Source organism: Aeromonas genomosp. paramedia (assembly GCF_023093515.1).
GTDB lineage: Bacteria > Pseudomonadota > Gammaproteobacteria > Enterobacterales > Aeromonadaceae > Aeromonas.
In genome coordinates this window covers 67,079-86,760 of sequence record NZ_JAAROG010000002.1, presented here as the reverse complement: position 1 = coordinate 86,760, position 19,682 = coordinate 67,079, and the positions used below count along the sequence as shown (strand labels likewise).

The following is a 19,682-nucleotide window of genomic DNA, read 5'->3' as shown; positions in this document are numbered from 1 at the left end:
TGGAGCGGGAAACGAGACTCGAACTCGCGACCCCGACCTTGGCAAGGTCGTGCTCTACCAACTGAGCTATTCCCGCAACTACCTTAAAACGGCCGTACAGCATTTGGTTGCTTGCGCTACTGTACGGGAGCCGAATTATAAGAGCAGTCATTCCAATTGCAAGGGCTTTTTTGTCACTGTGCAGCCGTTCGCTCAAAAGCTGGCCGAACTGCCGATTTTAGCAACCGGGCGACGGCAACCCCTTGCCGGGGACTCAGATTTTGAAGACGTGGCTGCGGTAGAACTGCAGTTCGGCGATGGACTCGCGGATGTCGTCCAGCGCCTGGTGGGAACCGCTCTTGGTGAACTTTTCCAGCAGCTCCGGCTGCCAGCGGCGCACCAGCTCCTTGATGGTGCTGACGTCGACGTTGCGGTAGTGGAAGAAGGCTTCCAGCTCCCCCATGTGCTTGACCATGAAGCGGCGATCCTGGCCTATGCTGTTGCCGCACAGGGGGCTGGTGCGCTCCGGCACCCACTGGCGGATGAACTCGAGGGTCTCGGCCACGGCGCGGGCCTCGTCGTGCTCGCTCGCCTTGACCCGGGCCACCAGCCCGCTTTTGGTGTGGGTGTTGACGTTCCACTCGTCCATCTTGGCCAGCTCTTCATCGCTCTGGTGAATGGCGATGACGGGCCCTTGTGCCAGCACGTTCAGATCCTTGTCGGTGATGATGGTGGCAATCTCCAGAACCACGTTCTCTTCGGGGTCCAGCCCCGTCATCTCCATGTCGATCCATACCAGGTTCTGCGCGCTGACTGTCATGATTGCTCTCTCTATTGGGAGGAATGGCGGAATTTTGCCAATTTGCATGTATCATACTGGCTTTGGATCTGTTCATAAACTGGCGAATCGAGTGGCAAAGAAAGCAAAACTCAATCTGGGTCAACAGAGGCGCGTTCAGGCCAACCGCGAGCGGCGGCTGCAAAAAGATCACACCACTGTGGTGGATGACACCCTGTTTGGCCCGGCCATCGAAGGGGTGGTGATCAGCCGCTTCGGCCAGCATGCGGACGTGGAAGCCGTCGACGGCACCATACACCGCAGCAACCTGAGGCGCAGCAGCATCAACAGCCTGGTGTGCGGTGACAAGGTGGTGTGGCGTCCCGGTCTCAATGCCGCGACCGCCGGGGTCATCGAGGCGGTGCATCCCCGTCACTCCGTGCTGACCCGGCCGGACTTCTACGACGGGGTCAAACCCATCGCCGCCAACATCGACCAGATAGTCATCGTCTCGGCGGTGATGCCCGAGTTCTCCACCAACATAGTCGACCGCTACCTGGTGGCCGCCGAGGATGTGGAGATCGCCCCCCTCATCGTGCTGAACAAGGTCGACATGCTGGACGAGGCGGCCCGCACCCGGGTCGAGGGCCAGCTCGCCGCCTACCGCAAGCTCGGCTACCCGGTGATCCTGGTGAGCTGCGAGAGCGGCGAAGGGCTCGATGAGCTGAAAGCCGCCCTGACCGACAAGATCAGCATCTTCGTCGGCCAGTCCGGGGTGGGCAAGTCGTCCCTGACCAACGCCCTGATGCCGGGGCTCGGCGTGCTCACCGGCGAGATCTCCGAAAACTCGGGGCTGGGCACCCACACCACCACCACGGCGCGGCTCTATCACTTCCCGAGCGGCGGCGATCTCATCGACTCCCCCGGGATCCGCGAGTTCGCCCTCTGGCACCTGGAAGCCGATCGCATCACCTGGTGTTTCGTGGAGTTTCGCGACTACCTCGGCAGTTGCAAGTTCCGCGACTGCACCCACAAGGACGATCCCGGCTGCGCCCTGCGGGCGGCGGTCAGCAGTGGCGCCATCAGCCCTGACCGCTTCCACAACTATCACCGCATCCTGGAAACCATGCAGGAAGCCCGCCACGGTCGGCAACAAGCCCGGCTGTGACCCAATCAACCTCCCTCTTTTTAGAAAGAGCAGATGAAGATCATGAGCATCACTGACAACCTGAAAATTGCCGGTCAATACTGCCTGCCCAAACACGCCCTCTCCCGCCTGGTCGGCAAGCTTGCCGCCGCCGAGGCTGGCAACCTCACCACCCGGGTGATCGAGGCCTTTATCAAGCAGTACGGCGTCGACATGAGCGAGGCGCTGCACGAAGATCCGGCCCACTACGCGAGCTTCAACGCCTTCTTCACCCGCGAGCTCAAGCCGGGGATCCGCCCCCTGGTCGAGGATGCCATGACCCTGGCCCTGCCGGTGGACGGCACCGTCAGCCAGCTCGGGCCCATCCATCAGGGCCGGATCATCCAGGCCAAGGGCCACGACTACAGCGCCCGCGAGCTGCTGGGCGGCTTCGAGGATCTGGTGGCGCCGTTCAAGGATGGGGACTTTGCCACCATCTATCTGGCGCCCAAGGATTACCACCGCATCCACATGCCGCTGGACGGCGTGCTGGAGAGCATGGTGTTCGTGCCGGGGGATCTCTTCTCCGTCAACCCGCTCACCGCCGAGAACGTGCCCAACCTGTTCGCCCGCAACGAGCGGGTGGTTGCCACCTTCCGCACTCCGCACGGCCCCATGGCGCTGGTGCTGGTTGGCGCCACTATCGTCGCCAGCATCGAGACCATCTGGGCCGGCAACATAGCGCCGACCAAACAGAAGGAAGTGGTGCGCTGGGATTACACCGGCGACGAGGCCATCACCCTGCAAAAAGGCGCCGAGATGGGCCTGTTCAAGCTCGGCAGCACCGTCGTCTGCCTGTTTGGTCCGGGCATGCTGGCCGGTTTCGAACCCCACCTGGCCAACGGCGTCACCACCCGCATGGGTCAGCCCTTTGCCAAGCTGGCGGAGCAGGCATGAGTGACCAGCCGAAGCCTGCGACCTCGCAGAAAAACAACCCGCTGCACGGGCTGACCCTGGAGGCGATCGTCACCGCCCTGGTCGAGCACTACGGCTGGGAAGCCCTGGGGCAGCAGATCAACATCCGCTGCTTCACCGACGATCCCAGCGTCAAGTCCAGCCTGAAGTTCCTGCGCAAGACTCCCTGGGCGCGAGAGAAGGTAGAGAGCCTCTATCTCTACGTTCAGCGCAAACAGGCCAAACAGAAGGAAGACCCCAGTGGCGTTTAAGATTACCTACACCTACAAGAAGCAGGCCAAAGAGATAGGCTACGCCAACGACAAGTTCAACAGCATCTACGACGCCATCGCCGCGGCCGAGGGGCTGGATCTCTCCAGCTTCCACGCCATGGAGGCCCAGCTGGCCCAGGTTTGCCGCCGCGACAAGAAGAGCGTGAAGGACTACAGGGAGACCTACTTCAAGGAGCTGGGCTTCTCCAACGTCGTGATCGAACGGGACAATCTCGAAGACAAGCAGGAGTGAGCATGCGAACCCTGACTCTGATGGCCGCCTCCCTGCTGCTGGCGGCCTGCAGCACCCAGACTCCCCAGCTGGTCGGCAACGATCAGGATGCCCACGGCTGCCGTGCCAGCGCCGGTTACCAGTGGTCCCCCCTGCTCGGCCAGTGCGTACGCCTGTTCGAACAGGCTGTGCGCCTGCAATCCCTCGAGGCCACCGAGACCGGCAGCGCCTTCGTGCTGTTCAACGCCGATCGGAGCAAGGTCGAGCTGACCCTGCCAAGCGGCGAGCAGATCCCCCTTGACCGCCAGGGCGAGGAAGGAAACTGGTCCTGGCAGGGAGGGGCCTACCAGCTCTTCCCCTGGAAGGGCTATGTGCTCAAGTCCGGCGAGCGGGCGCTGTTTCACGGTGACAGCGCACTCCAGCCCTGATCCCCTGAGATAAGCATCCAACCCCCGGCCCAGCCGGGGGTTTTGTTTTTGGAAAGCGCGAACCATGGCCGGCCGGCAGGCCAGCCCGCAGACAAAAAAGCCACGCCCGTGGGCGTGGCAAAGGTAGGCAGGGTCACTCAACTTGCTGGGACCGACAGGGACTGGCCGGCAGACCGACAACCTGGCGGCAGGGCGGCGTCAGAGCCGCCCCCCTGGCTCAACGGTCGATGGCATCCAGCACCCGGGCGGAATAGACCATGGCGGCCCCGGCATTCATGGCAACGGCAACCCCCAGTGCATCGGCAATCTCCGCCCGGCTGGCCCCCTGCTTGAGAGCGGCATCGGCATGGACGGCGATGCAGCCATCGCAGCGGGTGGTGACGGCCACCGCCAGCGAGATGAGCTCGCGAGTCTTGCCATCGAGTACGCCGCTCTTGCTGCCGGCGGACGACAGCTGCTGATAACCCTTGAGGGTATCCGGGCTCAGGGTGCCCAGCTCCATGACGCGGCCCATCAACTGTTTGCGGTATTGATCCCAGTCTTGCATCTTGACTCTCCGGTGTGACAGAACAGGCCCCTGCCTGCTCGATGAAGCCAGTATTGCATCGAGACCTGAGTCGTTTAATACTTTAAAGACGCAAATAACAGTCAAATAGAATCATGAACCAGATAGACCAGCTGATCAGCCAGGCCGGCATCCAGGGCACGTTCGATGTGCGCTGCCTCTATCGCGGCGGTTTCAGGCTGCCCCACGAACAGAGCCCGGCCGGGGTGATGCCGTTTCACCTGCTGATGAGGGGAGAGATCCGGGTCACCACGGCGCAGGGAGACGACGTGGCACTGCGCCCGGGCGATCTGCTGCTGCTGCCCGGTGGCGAGCCTCATACCATCTGGCGGGAAGGCGACCCCCTGACCCTGGCCGAGCCGGGTGACGGGTTGCTGCCGCAGAGGGGCGATGGCGGCGATCAGGTGGAGTTTCTGTGCGGCGAGTACCGCTATCAGGGACCGCTGCGGCCGCTGTTGCTGGATGCCCTGCCCAGCCCGCTCTGCATCCCGCTGCTCGCCAGCGAGTCCCGTCAGGCGCTGGAGCTGGTCTTGAGCCTGATCCGCCAGGAGCTGGCCCGCGAACAGCAGGGCTCGGGGGCGGTGCTGACGGCCCTCAGTCAGGTGCTGCTGGCCATGGGGCTGCGGGCCCATGCCAGCGATCCACACGGGGCGCTCGGGCTGGTCGGCGCCCTGCAGGACCCCAGGCTGGGCCGCTCGCTGCAGGCCATGCTGGCCGACCCGGCCCACCCCTGGAGCGTGGATGAACTGGCGGCGCTGGCCGCCATGTCCCGCGCCACCTATTTTCGCCACTTTCGCCAGCGGCTGGGCTGCAGCGTCTGGGAGTTCATGGTGCGGGTGCGGATGGTGCGGGCGGCCGAGCTGCTGCGCCACCCGGATCAACTCCCCCTCGGCGAGGTGGCGCAGCGGGTCGGCTATCAGTCGGAGGCCTCCTTTGCCAAGGCATTCAAGCAGTCGAGCGGGATGGCGCCTGGCCGCTTTCGCCAGCAGGGCTGGCCGGTCCTGCCCGGCTAGCGGGCCAAAAACAAAAACCCCGTTGCAGGCAACGGGGTTTTCATGCGCACAGGCAGGGCAGGATCAGTTGCCCAGGGTGGCGAACAGGCTCTGCTCCAGGCTGCCGCGGGAGACGCAGACCGGGGTGATGGAGGGAGCCAGCACGCGCTCGCCGGAGGACTCGACGAAGTAGAGCTGGGTGTTGCCCTTGACGTTGACGGTCGCCACGCTGTTGTTGCCGCTCTGGGTGATGATCAGGTTGATCTGCAGATTGGGGTTGCCCAGTGCGACCTTGGAACCCATGGTGCCGCAATCCAGCCACTCCAGCCCCTCGGCCGAGTTTTCAACGTTGGCGGTCATCAGACCTGAGCCACGCTGGCTGTTTTCGATGTTCAGACCGTGATCGCCAAACCACTTCTCGGCGCGGGCCCACACCAGATCCACCGGAATTGCCATCTCCTGGGTGTTGTTGGTCGCCTTGGCAACCGGCGGGGTATAGCGGTACTGCTCGCCACCATTGTTGTCACTGGCACAACCCACCATCAACAGGGCCAGGGCGCCCCCCATTATCTTCTTCATGCTGCTTCTCTCGTCCATAAGGCCATAGGCCAACCGGCGGCTATTATGGCGATCACGACACAGACTGTCAGCAGGGATCCTCATAAATGGCGGATTCTTAACCCAAGCTTTACAAAACTGACCTGTTATCATAGATTTGCTCGAAGTCTCCCCCGTGAGTGCTCACGTGAATTCTTCGCTCTCCCTGGCACTGCTGCAGCAGATCATCGACCAGTTACCCATGAATATCTTCTGCCGGGATACGGCCGGACGGTACCTGTTTGCCAACAAGGCTTTCGCCCGGGAGGCCGGGCTGCCGCAGCCGAGCGACCTCATCGGCAAGACGGACGCCGAGATGCCCTGGGGCGATCTGTTTCGCGAGGAGGACGGGCGCCTGCTGGCCGAAGGCAAGCCTCTGTTGCACCAGCAATTGCACTGCCACGGCGGCGCCGGCGCCAACTGGATGGAGATCCACAAGGTGCCGCTCTATGACGAGCAGGGCAACCCCCTCGCCCTCTTCGCCATGGTCAGCGCCATCGATCAGCGCAAGGAGCTGGAGCAGACCTTCCGCCAGCAGCAGCTGCTGCAACGCCGCCTGCTTGATGCCATTCCGGATCTCATTCGCCTCGAAGATCACCAGGGCGTGCTCATCGACTGCAATCAGGCCTTCCTCGACTTCATGGGGCTGACGGCAAGCGATGCCCTGGGTCGGCGAGTGCCCCCCCGCCTGCCCGTCGAGCAGACCCTGGGACAGGGGGAATATTGCGTGGTGGATGCCCAGGGCAAGGGGCGCCACCTGGAGGTCACCCGGGTCGAGGTGCCGGACGACGAGGGCAACTCCCTCGGCATTCTCACCCTGAGCCGCGACATCACAGGGCTGCGCACCACCCAGGCCCAGTTGCAACAGGAGCAGCACTACGACAGCCTCACCGGCCTGCTCAAGCTCTCCCACTTCCTGCAGACCAGCCGCCACCTCGGCGCCCGCAAGGCCAGCCTGCTGCTGGTGGATCTGCAACATTTTCGCGAGATCAACGATCGCTTCGGCATCCGGGTCGCCGACCGCCTGCTGAGCCAGGTGGCGCGCCGCCTGCAACGGCTGGCGCCGCCCCAGTCACTGCTCTGCCGGGTCGCCGCCGATGACTTCGCCCTGCTGCTGCCCGAGCTTCCCCTCTCCCTGGATGAGTGGAGCCGCAACCTGCAGCAGGAGCTGATGGCCCCCTACCAGGTCGAGGAGCACAGGATCCAGATCCCGGTCTTCCTCGGCATCGCCCACGGCAAGGCCAAGGAGGCCGAGCGCCTGCTGAGCCACGCGGAAGCCGCCCTGGCCCAGGGCAAGCGCCAGCAGCAGCACTGCACCCTGTTCGACCCCGAGCTGGACGCCAAGCTCAAGCGCCGTCAGCACATCGCCGCCCAGCTGCCGCTGGCCATCAAGTCGGCCGAGCTGACCGCCGTCTACCAGCCCATCATCTGCACCCACAGCAACCGGCTGCACGGGGCCGAGCTGCTCTGCCGCTGGCCTCATCCTGAGTTCGGCATGATCTCCCCCGACGAGTTCATTCCCCTGGCGGAAGAGCTGGGCCTCATCGGTCAGCTCGGCCAGCTGATGCTGGAGCTGGGCTGTGCCCAGCTGGCCCGCTGGCAGGTGGCGGCGCCGGATCTGGTGCTCTCCATCAACCTGTCACCGCTGCAGTTCCGCGACCCCGAACTCTGCCCGCAGATCTTCGACTGCATCGAGCGCCACGGGCTGGCCCCCTGGCAGCTGGAGCTGGAGATCACCGAGGGGGTGCTGATGGAGAATGCCGACGAGATAGAGAGCAACCTGGCCTGCCTCATCGAGGCGGGCTTCCAGCTCGCCATCGACGACTTCGGCACGGGTTACTGCTCGCTCGCCTACCTGCCGAGGCTGCAGGTGGCCACCCTCAAGCTCGACAGAAGCTTCACCCAGGGGCTGGCCAGCAACCAGGCCACCACCGCCATAGTGCGCTCCGTCATCGGGCTCGGCCATGAACTCGGCATCAGGATCACCGCCGAAGGGGTGGAAACCGTGGAGCAGCAGGCCTGGCTGGCCCAGGCGGGCTGCGATCGCCTGCAGGGTTACCTGTTCAGCCGCCCCCTGCCCCCCGCCGAGTTTGCCCGCAACTACCAGTTGCCGGCCTGAGACACCGCCAACAACAAGGCCACCCGAGGGTGGCCTTGTTGTGTTTGCAGACGCATCGACTCTGGCGCGCTTACTCCTGGAAATAGGTGCCCCAGCCGTCGTAGTCCACGCCGTATTTTTCCAGGATAGGCAGCATCTTCTCGATGTCGGCCACTATGGTCTCGATATCCAGCTTGCACTCCACTGTGGCATCGAAGCAGAAGATGGTGGCGCCGTCATCCAGCTCCATCTCCTCGGCATCTGTCACCTCAAAGCCGGCCTTGAACAGGTCGACCGCCGCCTTCTCCAGCAGATCGAAGTCCTGGCAGGCAAAGTGGTGCTCAATCTCGTAGTCCAGACTCGGGTTGCTGCCATCGGCCAGCAGCTCGTTGACGATGGCGGTGGTCTCGTCGCGCCACTCTTGCATGTTGATACTCATATAAACCCCAGGCGGTATTGGATGGATGTCAGCCCCTGCTGGCAGGCACGCTGCGGCCGCGTCGGCCCGGGTCGCCGCCAGGGGGATGGTTGCGGCAAAGCATACCCGCAGAGCGCAACGGGCTCAATGCGGCGGACCAAGATAACTGCCTTGCCCGCTCCCCACCAAAGGGGGGTGTCCGTAAAAAGGTCAAAACGTGCAATAACCCGCCTTTGACGGGCACAGCCCCCTCCGGCTTGAGGCAAGCAAGACAGATTGCAGACTCTTTGGGGATCGGTGTTTCCCACCCTGGGGGGGCCGATGGCAGAGGGTCAGCCCGGGAGCATGACAGAGCTCGTTTGAATGACACCCCCTCAGAAGCAAGGCGCCCGCTCATCGGCTCGCCCCTATGATGGGCCTGGGTCATGGTCGTCACTGAGTCATGACGCCCGTCTAGGGGGAATCCGCCCTCCTTTTGCCCGGGTTGCCCATGAAAACGACGCGACAGGGCGGAAAAACGGATGAAACAGGGCCGATTGTTCGGTTATCGAGCGAACGATGCCACAATCTGCCCCCGGCGGTTGACACCTCGGCGCAGAAAGGGTTTAATGCGCGCCGTTGCCCAGATAGCTCAGTCGGTAGAGCAGGGGATTGAAAATCCCCGTGTCGGCGGTTCGATTCCGTCTCTGGGCACCAATAATTCCTCCTTAGTTCAGTCGGTAGAACGGCGGACTGTTAATCCGTATGTCGCTGGTTCAAGTCCAGCAGGAGGAGCCAAATTCGAAAGGCCCGCTCATCTGAGCGGGCCTTTCTGCATCTCCCCTTCCCGAAATGTCATCCCCTAATAGCGATTCTCGTCACCGTGCCAGACATGACCGGCAGAACATGCCCGGGCGACCTCGTGACAAGGATCATCGGCATGAGAGCGGAAGAAGTGCTGATCTTGTTGCAGCAGGAGTGAACTCATCGAGTGGCTGATACCGGCCAGAGCCTCGCCAGCGGTCAATCCTGCAACCCGGTGATCTGTGGCCAAATGAGCCAGTACCCTTTCACGACTATTCATGATCGCCTCCCTCTGTGGATCCCGTCGTAAATTGACCATAGCAGCAGGTATCAGACTACCGCAAACCCGCGCCAGCAAAGGGCTCCAGGCCGGTCCACCCCTGCCGAAAAAGGGAGGCAAATGAAGAGGCCCACCCTGTCGGGTGGGCCTTTCATGGCTGCTAGCCGCCGTTACAGGCCGCCAGCAACAGGGTCGCCCCGCAGGTGGCGCTGAATACCAGCAACCCCGCCTGCAGCACGCCCTCAGGATCCGTCTCTTTTCTTCTCTTTCTGAACCTTATCCATCGCGGCTTCATCGAGCCCACCTCATCCTGTTGTGTCCAGCTCCCCTGCCCTCCTCGGCAGGCCGCTCATCTTGATCCCGGTTCGGCTCAAGGTCAATCGGTCCACAACAATAAAGCGGCCGGGCGCTCGGGAGAGAGCCTCCTCATGGGGCCGCCCAATATCGGGAAAACCGGCGTGACCCGTCTGCGAGCCGGGGCTATGATGAGGCCGACGATTTCCGATCCCAGGGAGACCCCAGATGAGCAGCCCCTTGCACTATGTGCTGGATGGCATCCATTGCGAGCCACACTTCTTCACCGTGCCCCTCAACCACCAGAAACCGGATGACGAGGAGAGCATCACCCTGTTTGGCCGCACCCTCTGTCGCCAGGACAGGCTGGATGACGAGCTGCCCTGGCTGCTCTATCTGCAGGGGGGGCCGGGCTTTGGCGCCCCGCGCCCGACCGCGAGCGGCGGCTGGATCAAGCGGGCCCTGCAGGAGTTTCGGGTGCTGCTGCTCGATCAGCGCGGCACCGGCCACTCCAGCCCCATCAGCGCCGAGGCGCTGGCCGGGCTCACCCCGGGGGAGCAGGCCGGCTACCTCGCCCATTTTCGCGCCGACAGCATAGTGCGGGACGCCGAATACATTCGCGAGACCCTGAGCCCGGACCGGCCCTGGAGCCTGCTTGGCCAGAGCTTCGGCGGCTTTTGCAGCCTCACCTATCTCTCCCTGTTCCCGGACAGCCTGCACGAGGTCTACCTCACCGGCGGCGTGGCCCCCATAGGTCGCAGCGCGGACGAGGTCTACCGCGCCACCTATCAACGGGTGGCGGACAAGAACCGCGCCTTCTTCGCCCGCTTCCCCCATGCCCAGGCCATCGCCAACCGGCTGGCGACCCACCTGCACCGCCACGACGTGCGCCTGCCGAACGGCCAGCGCCTGACGGTGGCGCAGTTGCAGCAGCAGGGGCTGGATCTCGGCGCCAGCGGCGCCTTCGAGGAGCTCTACTACCTGCTGGAGGACGCCTTCATCGGCGAGCGGATCAACCCCGCCTTCCTCTACAAGATGCAGGCCATGCAGCCGTTCAACACCAATCCGGTGTTCGCCATTTTGCACGAGTCCATCTATTGCGAGGGGAGCGCCAGCAACTGGGCGGCCGAGCGGATCAGGGGGGAGTACCCGGCCCTGGCCTGGGCGCCCGGCAAGGATTTTGCCTTCACCGGCGAGATGATCTTCCCCTGGATGTTCGAGCAATTCCGCGAGCTGATGCCGCTCAAGGAGGCCGCCCACCTGCTGGCCAAGAAGGCCGATTGGGGCCCCCTCTACGACCCGGTGCAGCTGGCCAAGAACCCCGTGCCCGTCGCCTGCGCCGTCTATGCCGAGGACATGTACGTGGAGTTCGACTACAGCCGCGACACCCTCAGGGGCCTTGGCAACAGCCGCGCCTGGATCACCAACGAGTACGAGCACAACGGCCTGAGAGTCGACGGCGAGCAGATCCTGGACAGGCTCATCCGCATGAATCGGGATCACTGATCCCGCTCGGGCGACGAGCCCGCCATAAAAAGAATATCGAGGGCGGCCCATGAGCCGCCCCGCCCTGTCGGAAGCAACACAAAACAACAAGGACACCCTTTGGATCATCCGGAAACCTCGGCCGGCTGGCTGAGCCGCCTCTTCTATCACTGGACGGGCCCGCTGCAACGCAAGGGGCTGACCGAGCCCCAGGTCGGTCTCGACGATCTCTACCCCCTGCTGCCGGAAGACAGGCGCGACGCGCGGGCCGATGCCTTCCTCGCGCTCACCGCCGCTGCGCCGGTGCGCCCCTGGCCCATCATGGCCTTTATCTGGCGCCACTACCGTCGCCGTATCGGCCTGCTCACCCTGCTGCAGCTGATCGGCATGCTGGCCACCCTGGCCAGCCCCTGGCTGCTCAACCACAGCATGACCCAGCTCGGCACTGGGGCCAGCACCGGCCACAAGCTGCTGCTCGCCTTCGCCCTGTTTGCCTCGGTGCTCGCCGCCGGCATGCTGGCGGAGCACTCCCTGCAACTGGCGCTCAAGATGCACGTCCCCATTCGCCGCCTGCTGGCCGAATCCCTGCTCGCCAAGGTGATGAAGCTCGGCGGCAAGAGCTTCGATGACAGGGCCGGTGGCCGGGTACAGAACCTCATCAACCGGGACGTGTGGGACATCACCTGGATATTGGCGGATCCCGCCATGCCGCTCACCATGGCGCTGCAACTGGCGGGCACCATAGCCCTGCTGGTGTGGCAGGTGGGCAGCGCCGGTCTGGTGGGCTTTGCGGTGCTCACCCTGCTGCTGCTGCTCTCCACCCGGGTGGTGCGCCGCATGAACCAGCAGGAGCAGCAACTCAAGCGCCAGCAGGACGAGCGCAACGGCATACTGGCGGAGTACATCAAGAAGCTGCGGCTGGTGCGCCAGAACGGCCTCGGCGCCTTCTTCACCCGGGCGGCCAACGCCAAGCGCCAGCAGGAGCTGGGGGTGCTCGGCCGGGTGCTCAAGCTCGATGCCATCAACAGCTTCCTGATGATGAGCACCCCGCTGCTGGTGACGCTCGCCACCTTCACCACCTATCTGGCCTCGGGCCAGAGCCTGACCCTGCCCCAGGTGTTCACCACCATCGCCCTGTTCGCCGTGCTGCGGATCCCCATGATGCGGCTGCCTTACCTCATCCGCACCCTGATCAACTTCAATACCGGCTTCAACCGGCTGTGCGAGTTTCTGAGCAGCCCGGAGCAGCATCGGGATCTCGGCGATCCCAGCCTGCCGGTCGGCAGCCTGCGGCTGGAAGAGGTCACCGCCCTGCACCAGCAAAAACCGGTGCTGCAGGGGGTCAGTCTGCACATCGAGCCGGGGGAGCTGGTGGGGATCACAGGGGCAACCGGGGCGGGCAAGAGCTGCCTGCTGCACCTGGTCGCCGGTTTTGACAACGGCTTTGAGGGGACTGTCCGTCGCAACGGCCGGGTGGCGCATCTGGGCCACAAGCCCTGGCTGATGAACGACAGCATCCGCAACAACATTCTGTTCGGCCAACCCTGGGATGAGGAGCGCTACCACTGGGTGCTCGGTGCCTGCGCCCTCACCACGGATCTGGGGCTGCTTAGCCACGGGGATCAGACCCTGGTGGGTGAGCTCGGCACCCGTCTCTCCGGCGGCCAGCAGCAGCGGGTCGCCCTGGCCCGCGCCCTCTATGCAGAGGCCGACATCCTGCTGCTGGACAACCCCTTGTCTGCGCTGGATCCCATGGTCTCGGCCCAGGTGCTGGAGCAGGGGCTCGCCTTCAAGCCGGGGCCGACCCGGCTGCTGGTGAGCCACGACCCGGACGTGCTGGCCCACTGCGATCGGGTGATCCGCATCGAGCAGGGCCGCCTGGTGGAGCTCGATGCCCACCAGCTGGCGGATCTCATCCAGCACCCGCAGCCCACTCCTCCGGTCCCCCCCCAGGAGGCGGAGCAGTTCAGCGAGGAGAAGGTGGTGGAGGGCAAGGTGGACTGGGGGCTGTTCGGCTTCATGTGGCAGCGTCTGGCCGCCCCCGGCGCCATCCTGATCGCCCTGCTGCTCACCCTGGGTCAGGAGGGGCTGCGCATCGCCTCGGATCTCTGGCTCGGCGGCAAGGCCGAGGTGAGCGATGTGAACACCCTGCTCGGCATCTATGTGCTGCTGGGGGCGGGATCGCTGGTCTGCATCATGGTGGTGCGGGTCATCAACTACAAACTCGGCCTCAAGCTGGCCTGGACCCTGTTCGACGGCATGCTGGGCCGCATCAGCCGCGCCCCCATGGCGTTCTTCGACAAGGTGCCCCAGGGGCGCATCCTCAACCGCTTCGACCGGGATCTCGGGGAGGCCCAGGAGGTGCTGCTGTCCATGCTGATGGGGCTGTTCGGCATGCTGGTTTCTGTGGCTCTGCAGGTGGTGGTCATCGGCATCAACATCCCCCTGCTGCTGCTTATCGCCCCCCTGGTGGGCTGGGCGCTCTACGTGCTGCAACGGCGCTACCGGGCGGTGCAGCTCAAGCTGCGGCGCCAGTCCTCGGTGCTGCGCTCCCCGCTCTACATCAGCATCAGCGAGACCATTCGCGGCGCCCCCGCCCTGCGTCTGGCCGGGGCCGAGCGCTTCGCCCTGGATCAGGTACTGCATCACTATGACAACAACCTGCGCAGCTGGTACACCACCACCTCCATCAACCGCTGGCTCGGCATGCACCAGACCCTGCTCTCCGCCGCCCTGGTGGGGGCAGTGGCACTGATGGTGGCCTTTGGCAACAGCCCGCTGCTGGGGGCCGTGGCCATCACCTACGCCTTCACCGCATCGGCCATGCTCAACTCCCTGATCCGTACCTTCGCCGAAGTGGAGCAGGTGATGAATGCGGTGGAGCGGGTGCGTGAATACAGCGAGATAGAGAGCGAGCGCCAGGAGGGAGAGGCCCTCGCCACCCCCCATCCGGCGGTGCGCTTCGACAACCTGGGGCTGCGCTACCCGGGCGCCAGCCAGTGGGCCCTGCACAGGGTCAACTTCGAGCTGGCCCCCGGCGAGAAGGTGGGGGTGTGCGGGCGTACCGGGGCAGGCAAGAGCTCCCTGCTCGGGGTGCTGCAGGCCATGTATCCGGCCTCCCAGGGAGAGATTTACTACGGCGATCAGCCGCTCTCTGCCCTGGCGTCGGAGGCGGTGCGCGCACTCTATGACACCGTCTCCCAGATCCCCCTCACCTTCTTCGGCACCCTGCGCGCGAATCTCGCCCCCCTGAGCGAGCAGAGCGACGCCGCGCTGGAGCAGGCGCTGGCCCGGGTCGGCCTGGCCGAGCGCTGCGCCGGCCGGCTGGACGAGGATCTCGATCGGCTGCAACTCTCCGCCGGCGAGACCCAGCTGCTGGTGATCGCCCGTATCCTGCTGTCGCGCCGCCCCCTCATAGTGCTGGACGAGGCCACCTCGGATCTCAGCCACGGCGGCATGCGCAAGATGGCAGAGCTGCTCTATCGCTACCGGCCACAGGCCAGCTATCTGGTGATAGCCCACCATCTGGAGCCGCTGTTGTCGGTGGACAAGGTGGTGGTGATGGAGGCCGGCACAGTGGTGGAGCAGGGCTCCCCGGTCAGCCTGCTGGCCAATCCGGGCTCCCGCTTCCACCAGCTGTTCGCCGGTCAGGTGAACCGCCAGGTGGGGGAGCTGACGGGCTGAAACAAAAAGGGCTGCCCGCGGGCAGCCCTGCTCGTCGTGCCTCTCAACGCTCCATGATCTGGGTGATGTCATCCTTGTTGATCAACATCTCCCGCCCCTCTTCGTCGTAGTAGCGGTACATGCCCGTGTCCTCATCCAGCCTGGGCTTGCTGTCGGTGGTAATCATCTTCCCGTCCCGGGTGCTCATGATGTATTGGGAGCTGCACGCCACCAGCCCCAGCATGCACACCAGGATCATCATCCGTCGTTTCATTGCCTACCCCCCCCCTTCACTCTCACCATTAGGTTCATAAGTGAAGCCTAGCTCAGGCGGATTCAGGGCCGAGTAGCGATGAAAAACAGATGGATTGAGAATAAAGTTAAAAAGTCAACACCCAAGCAAGTACTTCCATTCAGATTCAACAAAAAAAATCACACAAAAAAACAAACACATAAACACCACAAAACAAACAAATTGACTACATAAAACATCATTGCTCACTCAAAAAAATCAGAGATTGAGAATCATCCGACATTCAGACTGAGAACTGTCTGATATATGTTGCAAAAAAATACGTTTTTGATAGATTTCGACACTGAATTCAAATGGCAACATAATTACTAAAACCATCAATAATTCATCTTCTTCGCCCCATCGGATACGACACCATCTGTCTGGCGATCAAGCTTCATAACAAAATAATTACATTTTCATGCCGATATGTCATTCGGATGCGGTAGCTATGTCTGTTTTACCTCCAGTCCAGATGGACACCACGACGAGCCCCTCATTGAGTAAATTCACAATACTGTGACGGAGCAGCAATTTGATGCTGCTTGTGTGATGCCCTTATGTCGCCAATACATGGTGGTCACAACCCGTACTGATTGCACAGTACACGAGTCAGTGAGCAGTTAAATTAACTGCCAACAATAAAACATAAGAAATCATACACAGATATTGCAATGAGAGAGCCCAATTTTTTTACAGGAAACATCACATAAAAAGATCATCCACTTAATTTATGAGTGAGCATGATTTAATTTATGTTGATCACTTGTAGCAGTCAAAACAAACCCATTGCAAGGCTTTACGTAAAATGAAAGTTATAACAGCGTCATGGATCTTAGCTGCGATTAGTTTGAATATATTCGCTGCACCGCAGATAAGCCCGCAGATGATGGAGCAATTCAAGCGTCTGCCACCGGCAGAACAACAGGCTCTGGCAAAGCAGTATGGTATATCCACTGAACAGCTAAATAGTGCCAGTGCTGTTACCCCTGTCACACCATCGGCTCCTGTTGCCGCCCCACGTGAACTGGATTATAGCCAGGTATCCCAGCGCCCCCTCGTTGCCGGAGTGGCACAACCAGGGGATTTGCAACCATTTGGGTATAATGTATTTGCCGGTGAGCCCATCCTGGATGCTCCTATTACCGACATGCCAGTTGCGGATGACTATGTTATTGGCCCTGGAGATGAAATTCATGTTCAACTCTACGGTAAAGAAAATGCGGTTTATGATTTGAGTGTCGGCCGGGAAGGTTTTATTGATTTTCCCAGTCTCGGCCCTATCTCCGCCAGTGGCTTAACCTTCCAGCAATTCAGAAGTGACCTTGAATCCAGGATCAAGGAGCAGATGATAGGTGTAAATTCCTTCATCAGCTTTGGTTCAATGCGTTCCATGCAGGTGTTTGTCATGGGAGACGCCTACCGCCCGGGCGCTTACAATGTTAGTGGCATGGCGACCGTGACTCAGGTATTGCAGGCCGCTGGTGGCATAGACACAGTCGGTTCCTTGCGAAAAATCCAGGTGAAACGCGCAGGGCAAAACGTCATCGATGTGGATCTCTACAAGATGCTTGTCTGGGGTGATACCAGCCAAGACATCCGTTTACAGGCCGGAGATACAGTGTTTGTTCCTGCCAAGGGCAGTGAGGTCGCCATCAACGGGCTGGTCAAGCGCCCCGCCATTTACGAGCTGAGAAATTCGGCGCCACTGGCGGATGTACTCGCTCTGGCTGGCGGCGTCAAAGCCGCCGCGTTGCAAGAGGTCTCCGTAGAGCGCCACTCTGATAACGGTCTCAGGGTATTCAACCTGACACTGGCCAACGCCCATGATCGCCTTTTCAATATTCGGGACGGGGACAAGATATCGGTCAAACCGAGCAGCACCGAATATAGCCAGGCCATTGTGGTCAAAGGTGCAGTCGTTCGTGACGGCGTCTACAGCTTCTCTCCCGGTACTCGAGTCAGCACTATATTGCAGAGTGTTGAGCGAGACCTCATTTCGGCTACCGATTTGAGTTACGCTCTGGTGGTCAGAGAGATTGACTCCCAGCGTAATATCAGCGTGATTCAATTCAATTTGGGCAATGCCCTGCAACACCCCGGCGGCAAGGATGATGTCCTGCTTCAGGCCAGGGATCAGGTGCTGGTGTTCCGCAACGATGCTACTGACCGCCTCAGAGAGACTGCGGCGACGAATACAAAAGTAAAAGACCTCGGAACCAAGTCGCAAGAATTGAGCAACGCTGCCATGATGCGCACAGATGCATCCACCGGCGCCAATGTCAAAAGTGATGAATTGAATACCGATAGTCAGGTCAAGCTCTCCTCACTTTCCGATAAAACGGCAACAGATGCCGTTGTGGCTGACTCCAGGCAAGTCTTGTTGGCGCCAGTCATCGAACGCTTGAAAGCGCAGTCGACTCAGGGCCAGCCGGTCAAAATAATGGAAGTCAGGGGGGAAGTGAAATACCCGGGCCTCTACCCACTGACCGAGAGCAGTCGCATGTCCGATGCCATTCTCGCCGCCGGCGGGTTCAATGAGCAGGCCAACATTGTCGAACTGTCCCGCGTCAATGAGCGTGGTGACAGCATCCTGGTCCAGAATGAGCGATTCTCCCTGGACACAGCCAATAGCCCGTACAATTCGCCACTCCTGCAATCCAAAGACAATATCAACGTTCTGCCCCATCCCCAGTGGCGGGAAGAGGCGACCGTCCAGGTCTTCGGTGAAGTGAAATTCCCCGGCACTTATACCGTGCGTCGCGGAGAAAGCCTGCACGATCTGATCGAGCGGGTGGGTGGCATTACTGCCTACGCCAATCCCAACGGTGCAATATTTGCACGTAAAGCCCTGCGCCAGCAGGAAGAGGAGCGATTGGTGATGCTGCGGGATGAACTTCGCCAAGAGATATCGACCATGACGTTGCGCAGGCAGAGCACCATTGCCAACTACAGCAGCTCTCCTGCCGAGGCCATGACGGTTGTGAATCAACTGGAGAACAGCAAGGCAATTGGTCGGATGACCATAGATATGCCAGCCTTGCTCTCTGGAGAAAAGCAATCAGATATATTGCTGGAGGATGGCGATAAATTATATATCCCGACCATGCAGAATGTGGTCTCCATCGCAGGCATGGTGCAATTCCCCTCTTCACATATCTATAAAGAGAACACCAGCATCAATGAGTACATCAGTCTTGCCGGTGGCACCAAGAAGCAAGCCGATACCGATCGCGTCTATGTGATAAAAGCCAATGGCAGTGTGATGTTACCCAATGATAGCTGGTTTGGCGGACGAAAGAGCCTTGAACCCGGTGACACCATCATAGTCCCGGTGGACTCTGATTATCTGGATAACCTGAGCATCATGTCTTCCGCCACACAGATCATGTATCAGTTGGGCGTAGCCTGGTCCGCAATCAAATAATGCCATTGAGCGCATCATTTTATATTCCATAGGACTCATCAAATCATAATGGAAGCACAAAAAGCGAACGTCATTTCCTTGCCGAGAGATATGTCTCCGGTGAGTGATGAAATTGACCTGCGGGAACTGGTGATTACCTTATGGCATGGCAAGTGGTGGATCTTTTCCACCACCTTCATTGCCACCTGCCTCGCCGTCGCCTTCGCACTCTTAAGCCCCAATATCTATCGTGCCGAAGCGCTCCTGACTCCCTCCCTTGAACAGCAAGGTGGCGGGCTCTCCGCTCTGGCCTCCCGCTTCGGCGGGCTGGCCAGCCTGGCTGGCGTCGATCTTGGCAACAAAGGCGGGGATAAGGCCTCGATAGCCATCGAAGTGGGCAAATCACGGCTGTTTCTTGGGGATTTCATCCGCCAGCACCAGCTGGCTGTCCCTCTGATCGCCGCCACCGGCATGGATAAAGCCACAGGTGACTTGATCATCGACCCCTCAATCTACGATGTTGATATGCAGAAATGGGTGCGTGAGGTGCCTCCGGGCAAGTCACCCAAACCCAGCGACTGGGAACTGATCAAGGCTTTCAAGAATCTGGTCACCCTCAACAGCGATCCCAAAACGGAATTATTGACTGTCACCATCGACTTTTATTCACCGCAACTGGCCAAACAGTGGGTGGACTGGTTGATCGATGATCTCAATCACACCATGAAACAACGGGATCAAGATGAGGCAAAGCGCAATATTTCCTATCTGACCGAGCAGTTATCCAAGACCTCCGTCGCCGATATGCAGAAGGTTTTTTATCAACTGATCGAAGAGCAGACCAAGACCTTGATGCTCGCCGAGGTCAATCAGGAATACGTTTTTAAAGTACTTGATCCTGCCGTCATAGCCGAAGAGAAAATAAAACCCAAACGGGCACTGATTGTTGTCTTGGGTGCACTGTTTGGCGGCATGCTGGGAGTGATGGTAGTTTTGGTTCGGTTTGCATTCCGTCATGATAAAAAATAATGGATACAAAC

Annotated in this window: 17 protein-coding genes and 3 tRNA genes; 13 read left to right on the top strand and 7 right to left on the bottom strand. The window is 61.0% G+C overall.

Translation table 11 applies throughout. The features are described from left to right. Both HB860_RS02500 and orn read right to left on the bottom strand, forming a co-directional pair. A tRNA-Gly gene (locus HB860_RS02500) sits at window positions 1–76 on the bottom strand. 177 nt (window positions 77–253) lie between these two features. After that, window positions 254–799 (bottom strand): oligoribonuclease, encoded by a 546-nt coding sequence (gene orn, locus HB860_RS02495; RefSeq protein ID WP_139436732.1) that lies wholly within the window; start codon window positions 797–799, stop codon window positions 254–256. 91 nt (window positions 800–890) lie between these two features. Between orn and rsgA the strand changes: the two genes are divergently transcribed. The 5 genes from rsgA to HB860_RS02470 are packed head-to-tail and all read left to right on the top strand — an operon-like array spanning window position 891 to window position 3,769. After that, window positions 891–1,925, top strand: a complete 1,035-nt coding sequence (rsgA, locus tag HB860_RS02490; protein ID WP_206667149.1) for a small ribosomal subunit biogenesis GTPase RsgA — start codon at window positions 891–893, stop codon at window positions 1,923–1,925. Window positions 1,926–1,967: 42 nt separating this feature from the next. Continuing rightward, window positions 1,968–2,840 carry an archaetidylserine decarboxylase gene (asd, locus tag HB860_RS02485; RefSeq protein WP_247625649.1) on the top strand — a complete coding sequence of 291 codons (873 nt, stop codon included), beginning with the start codon at window positions 1,968–1,970 and terminating at the stop codon, window positions 2,838–2,840. After that, entirely contained in the window at window positions 2,837–3,109 is a 273-nt protein-coding gene (locus tag HB860_RS02480) for a VF530 family DNA-binding protein (protein WP_247625648.1), read from the top strand. The genes asd and HB860_RS02480 overlap by 4 nt, the downstream gene beginning before the upstream one ends. Beyond that, window positions 3,099–3,362 carry a DUF2960 domain-containing protein gene (locus HB860_RS02475; RefSeq protein ID WP_247625647.1) on the top strand — a complete coding sequence of 88 codons (264 nt, stop codon included), beginning with the start codon at window positions 3,099–3,101 and terminating at the stop codon, window positions 3,360–3,362. The genes HB860_RS02480 and HB860_RS02475 overlap by 11 nt, the downstream gene beginning before the upstream one ends. Before the next feature lie 2 nt (window positions 3,363–3,364). After that, complete coding sequence (locus tag HB860_RS02470; RefSeq protein ID WP_247625646.1) at window positions 3,365–3,769, top strand: hypothetical protein; 405 nt, start codon at window positions 3,365–3,367, stop codon at window positions 3,767–3,769. Between the two features lie 217 nt (window positions 3,770–3,986). On the opposite strand, the gene HB860_RS02465 is transcribed toward HB860_RS02470, so the two are convergent. Next, window positions 3,987–4,316, bottom strand: a complete 330-nt coding sequence (locus HB860_RS02465; protein ID WP_024945875.1) for a carboxymuconolactone decarboxylase family protein — start codon at window positions 4,314–4,316, stop codon at window positions 3,987–3,989. Between the two features lie 113 nt (window positions 4,317–4,429). On the opposite strand from HB860_RS02465, the gene HB860_RS02460 reads away from it, so the two are divergent. Next, window positions 4,430–5,347 (top strand): cupin domain-containing protein, encoded by a 918-nt coding sequence (locus tag HB860_RS02460; protein WP_247625645.1) that lies wholly within the window; start codon window positions 4,430–4,432, stop codon window positions 5,345–5,347. Window positions 5,348–5,410: 63 nt separating this feature from the next. Here the strand turns inward: HB860_RS02460 and HB860_RS02455 are convergent, their stop codons facing one another. Next, entirely contained in the window at window positions 5,411–5,905 is a 495-nt protein-coding gene (locus HB860_RS02455) for a hypothetical protein (protein WP_025325936.1), read from the bottom strand. Between the two features lie 166 nt (window positions 5,906–6,071). On the opposite strand from HB860_RS02455, the gene HB860_RS02450 reads away from it, so the two are divergent. Next, entirely contained in the window at window positions 6,072–8,042 is a 1,971-nt protein-coding gene (locus HB860_RS02450; RefSeq protein WP_139436744.1) for a putative bifunctional diguanylate cyclase/phosphodiesterase, read from the top strand. Between the two features lie 70 nt (window positions 8,043–8,112). On the opposite strand, the gene rraB is transcribed toward HB860_RS02450, so the two are convergent. Further along, entirely contained in the window at window positions 8,113–8,448 is a 336-nt protein-coding gene (rraB, locus tag HB860_RS02445; protein WP_025325934.1) for a ribonuclease E inhibitor RraB, read from the bottom strand. A 611-nt stretch (window positions 8,449–9,059) separates the two neighbouring features. Here rraB and HB860_RS02440 point away from each other — a divergent pair. After that, window positions 9,060–9,135 (top strand) — tRNA-Phe (locus tag HB860_RS02440). A gap of 5 nt (window positions 9,136–9,140) precedes the next feature. Next, window positions 9,141–9,216, top strand: a tRNA-Asn gene (locus HB860_RS02435). 64 nt (window positions 9,217–9,280) lie between these two features. On the opposite strand, the gene HB860_RS02430 is transcribed toward HB860_RS02435, so the two are convergent. Continuing rightward, window positions 9,281–9,502: a hypothetical protein gene (locus tag HB860_RS02430; protein WP_080675078.1), complete on the bottom strand. Its 222-nt coding sequence runs from the start codon at window positions 9,500–9,502 to the stop codon at window positions 9,281–9,283. Window positions 9,503–10,024: 522 nt separating this feature from the next. Here HB860_RS02430 and HB860_RS02425 point away from each other — a divergent pair. Next, window positions 10,025–11,302 carry an alpha/beta hydrolase gene (locus HB860_RS02425; RefSeq protein WP_247625644.1) on the top strand — a complete coding sequence of 426 codons (1,278 nt, stop codon included), beginning with the start codon at window positions 10,025–10,027 and terminating at the stop codon, window positions 11,300–11,302. Window positions 11,303–11,401: 99 nt separating this feature from the next. Next, the gene (locus HB860_RS02420) at window positions 11,402–14,965 is read left to right on the top strand and encodes an ATP-binding cassette domain-containing protein (RefSeq protein WP_247625643.1); all 3,564 of its coding nucleotides are present in this window, start codon (window positions 11,402–11,404) and stop codon (window positions 14,963–14,965) included. A 43-nt stretch (window positions 14,966–15,008) separates the two neighbouring features. On the opposite strand, the gene HB860_RS02415 is transcribed toward HB860_RS02420, so the two are convergent. Further along, window positions 15,009–15,218 carry a YgdI/YgdR family lipoprotein gene (locus tag HB860_RS02415; RefSeq protein ID WP_247625642.1) on the bottom strand — a complete coding sequence of 70 codons (210 nt, stop codon included), beginning with the start codon at window positions 15,216–15,218 and terminating at the stop codon, window positions 15,009–15,011. A 904-nt stretch (window positions 15,219–16,122) separates the two neighbouring features. On the opposite strand from HB860_RS02415, the gene HB860_RS02410 reads away from it, so the two are divergent. Together HB860_RS02410 and HB860_RS02405 are read left to right on the top strand one after the other, a co-directional pair. Next, window positions 16,123–18,663, top strand: coding sequence for an SLBB domain-containing protein (locus HB860_RS02410; RefSeq protein WP_247625641.1), 2,541 nt, complete (start codon window positions 16,123–16,125; stop codon window positions 18,661–18,663). A gap of 48 nt (window positions 18,664–18,711) precedes the next feature. Beyond that, on the top strand, window positions 18,712–19,671 hold the full coding sequence (locus HB860_RS02405) for a Wzz/FepE/Etk N-terminal domain-containing protein (RefSeq protein WP_247625640.1): 960 nt from the start codon (window positions 18,712–18,714) through the stop codon (window positions 19,669–19,671). Window positions 19,672–19,682 lie beyond the last annotated feature (11 nt).

Excerpts from the sequence above, each read along its gene's own strand:
- HB860_RS02460 (WP_247625645.1), top strand. The coding sequence starts at position 4,430 with ATGAACCAGATAGACCAGCTGATCAGCCAGGCCGGCATCCAGGGCACG.
- HB860_RS02425 (WP_247625644.1), top strand. The coding sequence starts at position 10,025 with ATGAGCAGCCCCTTGCACTATGTGCTGGATGGCATCCATTGCGAGCCA.
- HB860_RS02405 (WP_247625640.1), top strand. The coding sequence starts at position 18,712 with ATGGAAGCACAAAAAGCGAACGTCATTTCCTTGCCGAGAGATATGTCT.
- HB860_RS02455 (WP_025325936.1), bottom strand. The coding sequence starts at position 5,905 with ATGAAGAAGATAATGGGGGGCGCCCTGGCCCTGTTGATGGTGGGTTGT.
- orn (WP_139436732.1), bottom strand. The coding sequence starts at position 799 with ATGACAGTCAGCGCGCAGAACCTGGTATGGATCGACATGGAGATGACG.
- HB860_RS02465 (WP_024945875.1), bottom strand. The coding sequence starts at position 4,316 with ATGCAAGACTGGGATCAATACCGCAAACAGTTGATGGGCCGCGTCATG.
- HB860_RS02470 (WP_247625646.1), top strand. The coding sequence starts at position 3,365 with ATGCGAACCCTGACTCTGATGGCCGCCTCCCTGCTGCTGGCGGCCTGC.
- HB860_RS02480 (WP_247625648.1), top strand. The coding sequence starts at position 2,837 with ATGAGTGACCAGCCGAAGCCTGCGACCTCGCAGAAAAACAACCCGCTG.
- asd (WP_247625649.1), top strand. The coding sequence starts at position 1,968 with ATGAGCATCACTGACAACCTGAAAATTGCCGGTCAATACTGCCTGCCC.
- rraB (WP_025325934.1), bottom strand. The coding sequence starts at position 8,448 with ATGCAAGAGTGGCGCGACGAGACCACCGCCATCGTCAACGAGCTGCTG.
- HB860_RS02415 (WP_247625642.1), bottom strand. The coding sequence starts at position 15,218 with ATGAAACGACGGATGATGATCCTGGTGTGCATGCTGGGGCTGGTGGCG.
- HB860_RS02410 (WP_247625641.1), top strand. The coding sequence starts at position 16,123 with ATGATGGAGCAATTCAAGCGTCTGCCACCGGCAGAACAACAGGCTCTG.
- HB860_RS02430 (WP_080675078.1), bottom strand. The coding sequence starts at position 9,502 with ATGAATAGTCGTGAAAGGGTACTGGCTCATTTGGCCACAGATCACCGG.